Source organism: Lacibacter sp. MH-610, assembly GCF_045780045.1.
Classification (GTDB): domain Bacteria; phylum Bacteroidota; class Bacteroidia; order Chitinophagales; family Chitinophagaceae; genus Lacibacter.
Map to the genome: position 1 here is coordinate 690,609 of NZ_CP116002.1, position 14,578 is coordinate 705,186.

15 protein-coding genes are annotated in these 14,578 nt (G+C 41.3%); 2 read left to right on the plus strand and 13 right to left on the minus strand.

Annotated elements, in window-relative coordinates; genetic code table 11:
* Positions 1–4 precede the first annotated feature (4 nt).
* The gene (locus PDL71_RS03145) at positions 5–838 is read right to left on the minus strand and encodes a UDP-2,3-diacylglucosamine diphosphatase (protein WP_407525206.1); all 834 of its coding nucleotides are present in this window, start codon (positions 836–838) and stop codon (positions 5–7) included.
* A 192-nt stretch (positions 839–1,030) separates the two neighbouring features.
* Between PDL71_RS03145 and PDL71_RS03150 the strand changes: the two genes are divergently transcribed.
* A complete protein-coding gene (locus PDL71_RS03150) occupies positions 1,031–1,630 on the plus strand; it encodes a DNA-3-methyladenine glycosylase family protein (protein WP_407525209.1) in 600 nt (199 codons plus the stop codon).
* A gap of 29 nt (positions 1,631–1,659) precedes the next feature.
* Entirely contained in the window at positions 1,660–2,157 is a 498-nt protein-coding gene (locus PDL71_RS03155) for a TlpA family protein disulfide reductase (protein WP_407525212.1), read from the plus strand.
* 1 nt (position 2,158) lies between these two features.
* Here the strand turns inward: PDL71_RS03155 and PDL71_RS03160 are convergent, their stop codons facing one another.
* From PDL71_RS03160 to paaD, 12 genes are all read right to left on the minus strand, one after another.
* A complete protein-coding gene (locus tag PDL71_RS03160) occupies positions 2,159–2,677 on the minus strand; it encodes a hypothetical protein (protein WP_407525215.1) in 519 nt (172 codons plus the stop codon).
* Entirely contained in the window at positions 2,674–3,783 is a 1,110-nt protein-coding gene (locus tag PDL71_RS03165; protein WP_407525218.1) for a mandelate racemase/muconate lactonizing enzyme family protein, read from the minus strand. Before PDL71_RS03165 ends, PDL71_RS03160 begins: the two co-directional genes overlap by 4 nt.
* A 250-nt stretch (positions 3,784–4,033) precedes the next feature.
* Entirely contained in the window at positions 4,034–6,196 is a 2,163-nt protein-coding gene (locus PDL71_RS03170; RefSeq protein WP_407525221.1) for a S46 family peptidase, read from the minus strand.
* A 353-nt stretch (positions 6,197–6,549) separates the two neighbouring features.
* Positions 6,550–7,368, minus strand: a complete 819-nt coding sequence (locus PDL71_RS03175; RefSeq protein ID WP_407525224.1) for a hypothetical protein — start codon at positions 7,366–7,368, stop codon at positions 6,550–6,552.
* 47 nt (positions 7,369–7,415) lie between these two features.
* Positions 7,416–8,318 carry a CPBP family intramembrane glutamic endopeptidase gene (locus tag PDL71_RS03180; protein WP_407525226.1) on the minus strand — a complete coding sequence of 301 codons (903 nt, stop codon included), beginning with the start codon at positions 8,316–8,318 and terminating at the stop codon, positions 7,416–7,418.
* 33 nt (positions 8,319–8,351) lie between these two features.
* The gene (obgE, locus tag PDL71_RS03185) at positions 8,352–9,341 is read right to left on the minus strand and encodes a GTPase ObgE (protein ID WP_407525229.1); all 990 of its coding nucleotides are present in this window, start codon (positions 9,339–9,341) and stop codon (positions 8,352–8,354) included.
* Positions 9,342–9,472: 131 nt separating this feature from the next.
* Positions 9,473–11,293: a T9SS type A sorting domain-containing protein gene (locus tag PDL71_RS03190; protein ID WP_407525231.1), complete on the minus strand. Its 1,821-nt coding sequence runs from the start codon at positions 11,291–11,293 to the stop codon at positions 9,473–9,475.
* A 240-nt stretch (positions 11,294–11,533) separates the two neighbouring features.
* Complete coding sequence (locus tag PDL71_RS03195; RefSeq protein WP_407525234.1) at positions 11,534–12,139, minus strand: transferase hexapeptide repeat family protein; 606 nt, start codon at positions 12,137–12,139, stop codon at positions 11,534–11,536.
* Positions 12,136–12,546 carry a hydroxyphenylacetyl-CoA thioesterase PaaI gene (paaI, locus tag PDL71_RS03200; RefSeq protein ID WP_407525237.1) on the minus strand — a complete coding sequence of 137 codons (411 nt, stop codon included), beginning with the start codon at positions 12,544–12,546 and terminating at the stop codon, positions 12,136–12,138. Before paaI ends, PDL71_RS03195 begins: the two co-directional genes overlap by 4 nt.
* Before the next feature lie 2 nt (positions 12,547–12,548).
* The gene (locus PDL71_RS03205) at positions 12,549–13,325 is read right to left on the minus strand and encodes an enoyl-CoA hydratase-related protein (protein ID WP_407525240.1); all 777 of its coding nucleotides are present in this window, start codon (positions 13,323–13,325) and stop codon (positions 12,549–12,551) included.
* Positions 13,326–13,344: 19 nt separating this feature from the next.
* Positions 13,345–13,986: an MgtC/SapB family protein gene (locus PDL71_RS03210; RefSeq protein WP_407525243.1), complete on the minus strand. Its 642-nt coding sequence runs from the start codon at positions 13,984–13,986 to the stop codon at positions 13,345–13,347.
* An 88-nt stretch (positions 13,987–14,074) separates the two neighbouring features.
* On the minus strand, positions 14,075–14,578 hold the full coding sequence (paaD, locus tag PDL71_RS03215; RefSeq protein ID WP_407525246.1) for a 1,2-phenylacetyl-CoA epoxidase subunit PaaD: 504 nt from the start codon (positions 14,576–14,578) through the stop codon (positions 14,075–14,077).

Here is a 14,578-nt window from a genome sequence, read left to right on the forward strand (position 1 = left end):
AGTATCAGAATTGTGGAGTTAAAGATTCAAGCAATTGTGCAGGTGTTGCATACAGGTCCAGTTCCTCTTGCTGTACAGCAGCTTTAGGTTGTTGTTGTTGAGCCCATTCGTTATAATAAAGAATCTTCCATTCGCCTTCCTGTGTTTCCACCAAAGCACTCATGGTCTCCACCCAATCCCCACTGTTGAGGTAATGAATATGGTTGATTTGTTTATCAGCCGCCTGGTGAATATGACCGCAAATGACACCTTCGCAGTCATTGGCTTTTGCCACTTCGCACAATTGTTCTTCATAATCGCTGATGAAAGAAACCGCCGATTTCACTTTTGCTTTCACTACCTGTGAAAGAGAATAATAGGGCAATCCTTTTTTGGTGCGGTATTGATTGTAATGCCGGTTTACCCAAAGCAGAAACGTATAACCAACATCTCCCAGCTTGGCCAGCCATTTTAAGTTGGTGGTGATGCTGTCAAATATATCACCATGTATCACGTAATATTTTTTAGTGCCGCTTTGCAGAATATGATGACGTTTGATAATAAATTGCCCGAATGAAAAAGGAAGAATCTCATCCAGGAAATCATCATGATTACCACGCAGGTAAATCACCTTTGTGTTGTACTTGTGCATATACTTCATGATGATGCGGAAGAAAGAAGTGTGTTTCTTTTTCCACTCGCCTGATTTTTTCAATTGCCAGCCGTCAATGATATCGCCGTTGAGAATGAGCGTATCACATTTGTGAGCATTTAAAAATTCTACGGCTTCTTTAACCCTGGAATTGCGGATACCAAGATGGATATCGGACAGGATGATTGTTTTGTAGTGTGGCTTCACCGGAAAGAGGTTTTACAAAGGTTTGTTTTGGATGTTAACTCATTATTGACAGAACTTTACCGCAGAATGAATAAATTGTAAAGCCAATGTTAACAGGTGTCAGGATAACGTTGGTGTCAGGACGTCGCAGACGTCAGACACCTTGATCAATCAAACTCAAAAAATCAAACCCTTTCCCATCAACCATCAGTCATGCACTATATTCCCCATCTTTCAAAAGACAAAAAATTAAAAAAGGTACTGGATGCGCAGGAGCCACACAGATTAGCAAAGCGGAAGAAAATTTATTTATACCTCTGTGCCAGCATCATGAGTCAGCAATTGAGTACGAAAGTGGCGAATGTAATTTATAACCGCTTCCTCGCCCTTTACGGAAAGAAAGAACCAACGGCTCAGCAAATACTGGATACACCGTTTGAAACCTTGCGTGGTATCGGGTTGAGTAATGCCAAAGCCAACTATGTGCAGAATGTTTGTCGTTTCTTTATGGAGTACCAGTTAACCGACGCCCGTTTGTACAAAATGAAAGATGAAGAAGTAATTGCATTGCTCACACAGATCAAAGGTGTTGGTAAATGGACGGTGGAGATGATCCTCATGTTTGCACTGCAGCATGAAGATGTGTTGCCGGTAGATGATCTTGGTATTCAGAAAGCCATGATCAAATTGTATAAGCTGGATGATTCTAATAAAAAACAATTGTATGAACAGATGCAGAAGGTAGCTGAAAAATGGCGCCCCTACCGAACCTACGCCTGTGTACATTTGTGGAGATGGAAGGACGGGGAATAATTAATAATTGATAATCGATAGTTAATAATTTGCGATCAGCCTTATTCATATACTTTTTACTTGTTTCGTTTTCCTTAAAGGCGCAGGATGAGTATGTGCCTACGGTGGGGTCCAAACTTCGCACTCTTTCAGGACAGGATATGATGACGGGAAAAGTAATTGATATTGAATTTGCGAATTCACCGGCTTACACGTTATTTCATTTCTGGAAAAGCAACTCAGATTCTTCCATTAAAACCTTTGGGTTCCTGCAGCAGTTTGTAACAAAGAATAAAAGTAAAATGGTGGCATTTGGTTTTCCCTATGAATACCGGAGTGATATTCCGCTGGCAAAGGAACTGATCCGGAAACATCAACTCAACTGGCCGCAGCTGGTACAGTACCGTCAGCCGAACGGTGCTGCGGTGGTGGATGTACTGGTGATCAAAGAATTTCCCACTTATATTTTAATTGACCGGGAAGGGATCATTATTGTACGCTCCAATGATTTGAATGATGTGGATGCGTTGTTGAAGAAGTTGCAGTGATTCATTTCTTTTTTAAAAAGAGAGCTAAATGTTTTTTTGCCAGAAATAAATACTCGCTCTCGGCATCATTATTTTCATCTTCAAATCGATTGTGTCCAAGGGTCTCCGCATCAACCAGCTTATCTTTTTTGAAATAATATTTACCTACAAACAGGTCTTCTTTTGATAATTTTTCTTTGTTAATACCTTTTATTTCATCTGTTTCATATCTGTATTCTTCTTCTTTTACAAATAAAAGTTCTTTGTTTCTAAAATAATAATTTCGAATAATTACGCCGTATGATAGGCCTACCCACTCTTTAATTCTATGTATGGTATTGTCTTTATAAAAAATTATAAGCTCGCCTCCCTCATCGGTAATATGATCCATAAACTCTTCCTGCGCATACGTTTTCTTTTTCAGTTGTACATCTTTATCAATGGATTTGCAAATGGAATCGATTTTCTTTCTAAAGGAAGATTGTTGTGCTTGACCGGCAACAACAATGTTGATAAATAATATCATTAACAGCAGTTTCATATCTCTACTTTTTCACATTTCCTCAAATAACTTTCATCAATCCTTGCGCCAATACCAATCGCTTCATCTATTTCTACAATTCCGTTTTCTTTAAACACCATACCACCCACAACCGGGTCTTCTTTTAACAGCAACGGTGTATCAAGATCATAATGCATAATCAAATCACTGCTGTATGCAAAATGCACCAGTGCAGTAATGGCCAGACGGCTTTCCATAAAACACCCCACCTGCAATTTGATATGATTGGCTTTGGCTGTTTCAATAATTTTTAATGCATTAAAAATACCGCCGCTCTTACCCAGCTTGATATTGAAATAATCAACAGCATTGATCCTTGCAAGATTTGCAGCGTCATGATGATCAAAGCAACTTTCATCGGCCATAATTTTTATGGGACTGTTTGTACGTACCTGCGGAAGTTCCATAAAATTCCATCTTGCGATGGGTTCCTCACAATGTTCAATGTTATAAGCACCCAATGCCTGTAAAGTTGCAATAGCTGTTTCCACACTCCAGCCCTGGTTGGCATCTATACGCAAAGGATGTTCATGGCCAATGGCAGCACGAATCGCTTTGATCCGTTCTGCATCAGCATCCGTACTTGTGCCCAGCTTTACTTTTATGGAGGGGAAACCTGCCTGTTGATACTCTAATGCTTCCTTTGCCATTTTCTCCGGTGAACCAAGCCCCACGGTCATATCAGTTGAGATCACTTTGTTCTTACTGCCTCCTAAGAACCTGTACAAAGGTAGATTGGCCTGTTGTGCTGCTATATCGTACAAGGCCATATCAAAAGCACTCTTGATGTTTTCATTTCTGGTGATGATACTATCCATTATTTTGGTACAGGCTTCAATATCCGTGGCGTCTTTACCTTTTAATGCCTTCGCTAAATATTGCCCAACAATAAAACAGGTGTCCATACTCTCACCGTTGATACTCATGTACGGACTGCATTCACCCCAACCGGTAATTCCTTCTTTCGTATGAATCACCACAATGATATTATCTGCATCATACTGCGGCCCTAAAGAAATCACAAAAGGTTGCTTGAGCGGAATGGAGAGTTTATAAATTTCAATGGAAGAAATAACAGCAGGCATACTCTGATTTTATAATGTGTAAATATAAGGAGGCTTGTGGTGTCAGGACGTCGCAGACGTCAGACACCTGGGAGGAGGACTACAATTCATTTTATAAAGTTTAGATCGCTTCATAATCAAGGTGTCTGACGCCTCCACGGCGTCCTGACACCAGCGTACTATATTCTATCAGCGTAAATAAAATAAGAAGCCCTCCAATGAATTGTTGGAGGGCTTCTTACTCCCCTTCAGGGGATGGGGGCGACTGCTATTACTTCACCAGTTTCAACTCTTTAATCAAATGCCCGGCACCACCTAACTTGTCAATACACCACAACACATAACGGATGTCTACACAAATCGTACGGTTGAGATCTTTATCAAATGCCAGTTTATGACTCAAGGCTTCATAGTTACCATCAAACACAAGTCCCAGCAAATTGCCATTGGCATCAATCACAGGCGAGCCGCTGTTACCTCCGGTAATATCATTGGTGGTAATAAAGGCGATCACCAGTTCTTTACGGAGCGGATCAGCATATTGACCAAAGTCACGCTTCTTCAGCAACTCAATTTGCTTCCCCGGCAGATCGAATTCGTAATCACCTGCTTTGTATTTTTCCAGCAATCCTTTGCTGGTGGTAACAAAATCATACTTCACGGCATCACGGGGCACATAACTTTTTACATTGCCATAGCTCACCCGCATTGTAAACGTAGCATCAGGATACATTTTCTTTGCCTTAGTGGGATTCATTTCCATAATGCCTTTTAAGTATAACCTGCCGAGATCATTATTCTTGATGGTGAACTCCTGGAAGCGGGGTAAAAACTTTGTATTCCAGTTTTTGAAGAACGCACCGGCAATGTTGAACGCTAAATCTTCCTGCAACTTTACGGCATCCGGATTGGCAACAAAAGCATTCCACTTATCTTCATTTAAAATCATGGTATTACCAAACACAGCCGCCGCATACTTTTTCCAGGTGGTTTCATCTTTCAAATCACCGAAGTTGGATTTAACCGTTTCAAAGAAACTGATGGGATGTTGTTCTTTCGGCACATCTGCATAATACATCATCAATACACTGCCAACAATATTCTGATCACTCATGCGGTCATGACTTGCTAAAAAACTCTTACGTGATGTAACAATAGCGTCCATAGCTTTTTTTACATCCTCTTTTGTGGCATTAGTTTTTACCAATGCGGCTTCTAATTGTATAAGTGATGCAGCAAATGAAAGAAGCGGCGAGCCAAATATTCCCTCATTCATATACATGCGGTGCAATGCATAAGGCTGCCAGGCATTGTACACTTTTTCCCATTCGGGGAAAATGGCTGCGTACTCCGGTTTGTCTTTCGCCCATGCTTTGAATTCCTGCTCTGCTTTTTGTTTTTGTCCGAATACATCATATTTCAGCAACTGTTTTGTTTCGCCATCATAAAACTTCCAGTAGTTGGCAATGCTTGCATAATCACTGGCCAGTTTGAGTTTGGTGCCTGCATCTTTCTGCATTTCTGCAAACATGTATTTCAAACGCATGTCACGCAACTTCACCAACGTAGGATTGTTTACATCAGTTGAAAGTTTGATACCGAAGGAAGATTCATAACGGTTGGTGCTGCCTGGATAGCCCCAGGTCATGGCAAAATCGCCATCTTTAATTCCTTTGATGCTTACCGGTAAAAAGTATTTCGGTTTCAACGGTGTATTCTCAGCATTGTATTCAGAAGGCTTTCCATCTTTGGAAGCATACACACGAAACACACTGAAATCACCGGTATGACGTGGCCATTCCCAGTTATCCGTATCACCGCCAAACTTGCCAACACTTTCTGGTGGTGTACTTACTAAACGAATGTCTTTGTAGCGTTGATAAATAAAGGCTAAAAACTGGTTGCCCTTAAACAAAGGACTTACCCTGCATTCAATAAAAGCACCTGCATCGCTCAGTCGTTTATTGATCGCTGCCAGTACCGCAGCCTGTTTATCAGCTCTTGCTTTGCCCAGTAAAGTACCGAGTGAATCATTCACTTCTTTGGTTACATCATCAATACGTACAAGGAACTGAACCGTGAGACCGGTTTTAATTTCTTCTTTATTACTCTTTGCATAAAAACCATCACGCAGGTAATTATTTTCTACACTGGAGGCTGCAGCTATGGCGCCGTATCCGCAATGGTGATTGGTAAAGATCAATCCCTGGCTGCTCACAATTTCACCGGTACAACCGTTGCCGAAAATAATGATGGCATCTTTTAACGATGCTTTGTTGATGCTGTACAATTGTTCCTTGGTAAGCTTCAATCCTTTTTTCTGCATTTCTGCATATACCTGCTCTCCCAGCAGTAAAGGCAACCACATGCCCTCATCTGCATACGAACGAAGCAGCGAAAACACCAATACAACCGAAATAAAAAACTTCTTCATGTTTCAAATTTTAGTGTGACAAACCTAAGGTAAAAGAGGAAGAGAAAGAAGGATTTTTGTCAGTGAGCTTGGGTGCTCCTATCAGGCGTATTTGCGTCGCACACTTGTACGTCTGATACATTGCGGAGCTTTGGTTTATAAGTCAAATCCTCTTTCATCAAAAAATTGGTCTCACAATTATCTCCATCACAACAGGGCAATGCGTTGGTAGTACAAACCGGGCATTGATAATGTCCGTGTACATGAATGAGTGTAACGATGTGACCGCAAAACAAACATTGTTGCATGGTCTAAAAATAAAACCCTGTCAGTAAAGAACAGGGTTTCATTTTTCAACAAACTGTGCATATTGTTTACCGGTAACCTACCCAGCGTCTTTTGTTTTTATCAAAAACAAAGTAAGTGCTGTTGGCAAATCCGAAATTGAATTTTTCAGTGAGCACAATATCTTTCGGCAGTTTCAGCTTCTGGTACAGCAATCCATCCTGCCGGCTGTACAACTCAATTTCTTTGGTGGCAATATTCAATAAGCCAAATTCTGCGTTAGTCATTCCGGTGAAGATGACAGTGGTAGTATTGTAATTGGAAGGCACTTTGGTACTGTCTGCTTTATAATCAGCCGGGGCGGGATTCTTTTTGGTATAACCGATTTTTAAAGTATATGTTTTTTCAGGCACAGGTTTACCGGTACCCACATCAACGGTAACTACCGTTGATCCTTTTAAAAAGTACACTACATTTTCCCTTTGATTGAACACAGCGACACTGTTTGGAATGGGTTGAGGTACGCTGTTAAATACAGTTTTTACATCATAGGGAATACCGGCATCATCAATTACGTAATTCACCCAGTTGCCGCCAAAGGTATTTGCCTGGAATGTTTTCAATACAGGATTGTACCAAAGTCCACGGATATCTGCCAGCAATGCCAGGTCAGGTGGCGAAACCATTTCACCTACGTTATTAAAAAAAGCCATGCTGTAGGTTTTATTCCCAACGATGGTGGCATAGATATTTCTGTTTTTGAGATTCACGGCTACTGTACCACCGTTATCACCATTGCCCTTGGGCATGATCAGTTCTATGGATTTGCGTAACTCTCTTGTGGATTGTGCATGAGCCGAACTCTGCACGATAACAAACAGAAAACAAATACTGTATATGAATTTCATAAAATGATTTAGATGATAAAATTAACGAACAACACCGCATGATGTTGTTAAAAAACAAAGGCCAGTAACTCCATGAGCAATGCAATACCGCAATGCACCATCCATCCACCCCAGATGCTTTTGGTTTCATAACTCACCGCCCCCAGTATCAATCCGCCGAAAAAACTGCTGATGGCTTCCTGCATGGGTTTACCTAAATGAATGGAAAAATAAAATAATGCAACGGGTATAATGCAATGCACCCCTAATACACGACTCAACACAGCGATCAACAGCCCTCTGAAAAATAACTCAATCGTAATAAAGTCTAAGGCATAACTCAACTCAAACAAGCTGTAATGTATTAATGATGCGGAACTACCCAATGCCATTGTTACATCTTTTGCCCTTGGATAAACCTCCTGAAAAGCCGGTTGTACAGCAGCAGCCACCAGCAACGGCAGCATGCAGAGTAATAAAATGAAATAGGGTTGATAGCTGTTAGACTTTTTTATAAAATACAATCCTTGGTTTTTTTCAAAGATGAAATGCAGTAGGCCAATAGCAGGAATCATAAAGAGCAAAGCTCCCAGCCAACCTGCAGGTTTTTGAAAAGCCGTTTGAAAAGAAGGTGAAGTGTTTTGCAACACTACTTCGTCAAAGGGTAATGCTACTTTTAAGGAAAACAACAGTGGCGCTAAAAGCAGTATCCATTTATAATTACCGGTGAAGTTAGTTTGTACGTTGCGTTGTAGTGCTGTAAATAAAAAACCAAGCAGGAAAAAAACAAAAAACAGCAGGAATAAAAATAGCAAGGAATGATAGAACGAAGATTCCTCAGGCCATAAGGAAATGATGCCGCCATAGTTGAGCCAGCAGGCAATACTTATTACAAGAAAACATAACCCATAAGTTAGGATGGAAAAACTTTGCCTGATGTGCTGCCATGAAGCAGTGAATAATTCTTTCAAAGTGGTGTTGTCGGTTTCAAAAAATTACTGATGCTAACCATTCAACTCTTTCCACAATAAATCTTTCAGATCTGTTAATCCCTGTTGTGTTACAGATGAAATAAAGATATGCGGAATGTTTTTCGGTAACTCTTTGCTGATGGCTTCTCTCAACTCTTCATCCAGCATATCACTTTTGCTGATAGCAATCAGAAATTGCTTTTGTAACATTTCAGGATTGTATTCCTTTAGTTCAGTATACAGGATCTCAAACTCCTTACGGTGGTCTTTACTGTCTGCAGGAATTAAAAACAACAATACCGAGTTGCGTTCAATATGACGTAAGAAACGATGGCCCAGCCCTTTTCCTTCGGCCGCACCTTCAATAATTCCCGGCAAATCAGCAATACAAAAACTAAGTCCGTCTCTGTATTCCACCATACCTAATTGTGGTGTTAATGTAGTAAATGCATAATCAGCTACTTTGGGTCTGGCAGCTGTAATACTGGAAAGCAAGGTTGATTTGCCCGCATTGGGAAAGCCTACCAATCCTACATCGGCCAGTACTTTTAATTCTAAAATTTTCGTGCTTTCAATACCGGGTTCACCGGGCTGTGCATGTTCCGGTGCCTGGTTGGTAGGTGTGGCAAAACGTGCATTACCCAAACCGCCACGTCCCCCTTTGATCCAAACCACTTCCTGACCATCTTCCAATATTTCTGCTTCCACGGCACCTGTTTCTTCATCTTTTGCAACAGTGCCCAATGGTACTTCAATAAAATAATCCTTACCGCTGCGACCTGTACAGTTATCTCCACTTCCATTCTCCCCGTTTTCAGCAAATACATTTTTTACATAACGCAGGTGCAACAGGGTCCACAGGTTCTTATTACCACGAAGAATGATGTGACCACCACGGCCGCCATCACCACCATCCGGACCGGCCTTGGGATTAAACTTGGTGCGTGCAAAGTGTTTGCTGCCGGCACCACCATGACCGCTTTTGCAGAAGATGCGTATGTAATCAATAAAATTCTTTTCCATGTATTGCGGCAAAGATAACCGTATATGTTCATTTAGTGAGAAGCAACGATAATTGTAGTTGATTAAAAATAAAACCCCTCCCGCTTTCGCAGGAAGGGTTTTAGCAGGCTGAATTTTTCTTTACCTGTCTTTTAGTACTTAGAAAATCTGGTGCTGGTAACTTCTCCGTTGCCTGTGATCATTTGTAAAATATATACGCCTGGTTGTAAACGATTGATGTTTTGTATTTGTACTGCGTTTACACCCACTGAAAGTTTATTCCATTGTTGTATTACAATGCTTCCGCCGGCGTCAACCACACGAAGCATTACATTGCCTGCTGTTTCAGCTTCAATGCGAACGTTAGCAGTTGCACCCTGTACAGGGTTAGGAGTGAGCAACAGGTTTTTGATTTGCTTACTGTCACTACGAAGCATGATTACATTACTGTATTCAAAACGACCATCCTTATCAACCATTCTTAAACGGTAGTACACTACTTTGCTGCTCAGGCTGCTGATATCATCTGTTAACTGGTAATAAGCCGTTTTATTAGTAGCACCTGCAGGTGCTTTGCTTGCAATTTTTGTAAACTGGGAAGGATTGGTAGCACGCTCTACTTCATACGATTCAAAGTTTTCTTCGTACTCAGTTTCCCAATTCAGCGTAGCGATATTATTCTTCAACACACCTGAAAAGCTTTTGAGTTTTACTGGTAGCGGTGAACCTTGCGGGAAGGCATTGGTAGCAAGATCCTGTACACCTGTTACACTTTGTACAAGCGTTGTTTGTACAGTACCACTACCGGAAGTGTTGATGGTTCCTGCGTTTACATAATAAATGCCATTGCTGGTAGAAAGATACATGGAGCCAAAAAGATCAAATGCCACACCGTTTACACCTACTGTAAAAGGATTACCGTCGGGCTGCACCAGATCCCATGCCTTGGTCATAACTGTTGAAGAACCATTGGGTTTGCCCACAAACATTTTTGTAGCTCCGCCTGTGATATTGGCTAATGCGTAAATTTTTACGCCCCCTTGTTGCGGATCAGTTAATACCGCCAGGTCGCCATTCTGAAAATCAGCAGCGGAAACGCCGGTACCTGCAATGGTAACATCTGCATCAATTACCTGTAAGCGGTCAGCCAGCGGTAAGTTAGCATTGGTAGTTACACCATTTGGTTTGAAGCTGGCTAAATAAATCGTTGTACTTCCATCACCTGCAATCAAATAACATACTCCATCAGGACCCATACCCAGACGTACAAAGCCAAGACTTGTTGTAGAAGCTCCGTTAAGATCCAGTGTACCAATGAGTGTTTGATTGGCTCCGCTGATGGTAGCGCCATATACTTCAACCACACCGCTATTGTTAGAAGTGTTCGGTAACCAATAAAAATAGGGTGTAAACGGATCACCGGGATTCACACCGGGTTGCATGGCGCTCATCGCCAATGCAGCGGTGCTGGTACCCGTTCCTGTATTAGGAGTGAAAATGTTTTGAGGTCCTGCAAAATAGTTGCCTGAACTAACACTGAAAGAAGAAATTCTTGTTCCGCTGTTAGAGGTAGCCCAGAGGCTTGGGTTAAAAACATTAATGTTAATGGTTGATGAAGTGGCACTGCCCGAACCATTTTGTGTACGTTCTACAAAAACAGTAACAGTGTAAGCCCCTGCTTCTGTAAAAGTGAGGTTATGTACTTCAGTATTACAACCGGAAGTACAATTAAAAATGGCCGGTGATGCAGGAATTACAGGTGCCGGACCGGTAATGGTGTACGTAAAAGTGCGGTTGTCATTATTTGCCCAACCGGGACCATCTGTATTAACAGTGAAACTTACCAAACCTCCGCTTACAACTGAAGTGGAAGAAGGTGTTACAGAAATAGTTTGAGCAAAAAGAGCACCGGTAAGAGGGAGCAACAGCATACAGCTGATCAGCCCTTTCAGGAAAGGCGTAAAATTTTTCATGATTTCAGTTTGAGGTAAAGAAATAATGGCCTCAAGGCATAAAGGATGTTGCGGTTAACGCAGGAATTGAAATCAATAAAATTTTTACAAAGGAAATGGTACGGAAATCAGATTAAAAGGGGAGGTTCTTGTACGGATATTCGGGTCTCTTTCGGGTGTAAAACTAAACGCAATATTTTAAAATTGCAAGTTTTTTTTCTTTTTCCTGAAATTCAGGGGATTAGAGTTTACCTGTTTCGGTTACTTCTTTTGCCCTGTATTTATTGTTTTCCAGGTTTCGTAAAGAATATCCTGGTGAGGCCGATCGGGTTCAACTTCATGCAAAGGTTCACATGGCTTCCATTCGTTTTTCATTGCTGCAGGTAGTTGCTGGTAGAGTTGTGTGCCTTTGGTTTTCCATGCAATCATTTCATCACTCACTTCTTTTATTTTTTTTGCCGGGTTACCCAGTATTAAACTTCTTGTTTCAAATACATCTCCTTCTTTTATAAAGCTCAACGCACCTACAATACATTCATCGCCCAGTATAACATGATCCATGATTACACTGTTCATACCAACGAGGCAATTTCTTCCGATGGTTGCACCGTGTATGATGGCGCCGTGACCAATATGACTGGCTTCTTTCAACAAAACGGTTGTACCGGGAAACATATGAATGGTACAGTTTTCCTGCACATTGCAGCCATCTTCCAGGATGATAGCACCCCAATCACCCCGTAAAGCAGCACCCGGGCCGATATAACAATGTTTGCCAATAATAACATTACCTGTTACTGCTGCCTGTGGATGCACAAAAGATGTTTCATGAACTACCGGTATAAATCCTTTGAACGAATAAATCATACGAGTGTTTTATCTGTTCTGAAACAAAGGCCTTTGAACTGTGCTACCATGTGATTCTTCTGATTGAATATTTCAATATGATACAGGCCGGTTGATTTGCCATTGTGCACTTCTGATGCCACGGCAGTTAATTCATCACCCACGTGCACCGGTTTTATAAAGTTGATGGAGGTATCCAAGGCAACCGACAATTGGTTCCTGTTATTGCAGGCAAAGGCAAAAGCACTATCCGCTAATGAAAAGGTAATACCGCCATGAACAATGCCAAAGCCATTCACCATTTCTTCACGAATGGTCATTTTAATTTTGCTGAAACCTTCATTAATCTCCAGCACTTCAATACCCAGCCATTGGCTGAAACGATCCTGCTGCATCATGTGGTTCACAACTTCTACGGGAGTACTCATAATTATTCACCTTTAAAATTTGCAGTTCGTTTTTGCAGAAAGGCTGTAATGCCTTCATTGTAATCATGCGTTTGTGCAGCCTTTTGCTGAAACTCATCCTCCAGCAGCAATTGTTCTTCCCAATTATTGGTAAAAGAATGGTTCAAGGCGTGTTTGGTATACGCTAATCCTTTGGTAGGCATTTGAGCTAATGTAGTTGCTATCTTTTTACTCTCTTCTTCAAAAGTTACATCAGGAAAAACTTTGTACAACATGCCCAGCTTTTCGGCTTCTGTTGCTGAAACCTTATCACCCGTCATCATCAATGCACTTGCTTTTTGCCAACCGATTAATCTGGGTAATGTAAATGTGCCGCCACTATCCGGTATCAAACCGATTTTTGAAAAGGCCTGGATGAAGGAAGCTGATTCAGCAGCCACCACTATATCACAACACAACGCAATGTTTGCACCGGCACCTGCAGCCACACCATTTACAGCTGCAACAACAGGCTTTGGTAAATTACGGATACGCTTTACAATAGGATTATAATGTTCGCTGAGAATTTGTTTGATTTCAATTTTATTTTCCCCTACCAGCTCACTGATATCCTGGCCGGCACTGAAAGCCTTGCCGTTTCCCGTAATATACACACAACGAACTTCGTGCAACGATGCGCATTCATCCAATCGGTTTTGAAGCAGCAATGCCATTTCACGGTTGAAGGAATTGAATTTTTCAGGACGGTTGAGATGAATATAAGCAACCGCATTGTTGATTTCAAATTGAACAGGAGTCATAACAAAGTTTGGGGTAAAACTACATATCAAAACTTACAACGCTTCTGTGTTGCAATAAATAATTGTTGACGATATCGTAATCAAATTTCGGAGCACCGATCCGGTAGGTGTAAACGGCTTCATTGTTTTCTTTGATCATCTTCATACAGCGAAACGTAATTCCTTTTTGCTTAAAATAAGCTTCCATCTCCTCTTTAAAAATCAGTTCTGTATCGTTTGCTCTTATTTTATAGTCTTTTACTTTATGCACTTTGTTGATGAATTGCTGTACCGGTTCCAGTACAAACAAGGCTACCACCACCATACTGCTTACCACAAAAGCCAACGGATAATTATGATAGCCGATGGACATGCCCAATGCTGCTGTAATCCAAATGAGAGCGGCAGTAGTTAATCCATTCACCGTAATACCTTCTTTAAAAATAACACCGGCACCGATAAAACCTACGCCTGTTACAATATTGCTGGCAATCCTGTCAGGACTGATGGTATTGCTTTCTTTGGAAAGAATGGTGTACAAACAGGAGCCTACACAAATAAAAATCATGGTGCGGAAACCGGCAGGTTTACTGCGAAACTCACGTTCAATGCCAATGGCAGCACCAATGACGAAAGCGATGGAGACCTGTGCGGCTTCTTCTAAATAAATGGTAAAATCCATAGCAAGTCATTGTTATGAAATGGAAGGTAGGAAGAAAAGTGGAAGTAAGTACTTACGAGTCTGGCCACTTGGAGTGGCCTGACACATATCAATGACACTTAAAATAATCAAACGGCTCTTTGCAGTCATCACATTGATACAATGCTTTGCAGGCGGTGCTTCCAAACTCACTGATGCGGTGCGTATGATGTGAGTTGCAATGGGGACATCCTACTCCTTCTTCTGTTGCAAACAAATCAGGTGTACAAACCTGTTGCCGGGGATTGGGTGGGGCAATGCCATATTCCTTCAACTTACGCCTGCCTTCTTCACTCATCCAGTCTGTTGTCCATGCGGGAGAAAGAATTTGTGTAACCTTATATTTTTTAAAACCTAAAGTAGCCAGCATGATGCGGATATTGGTGGCAATCATATCCATAGCGGGGCAACCATTATACGTGGGTGTGATTTTTACTTCTACTTCATCATCTTCATGCATTACCACATCTCTTACGATACCCAAGTCGATGATAGACAAAACAGGTACTTCCGGGTCTTTGATTTCTTCCAGGTAAGAATAGATCGCTTTTTTATCAATTGTGTGAAGTGTCAT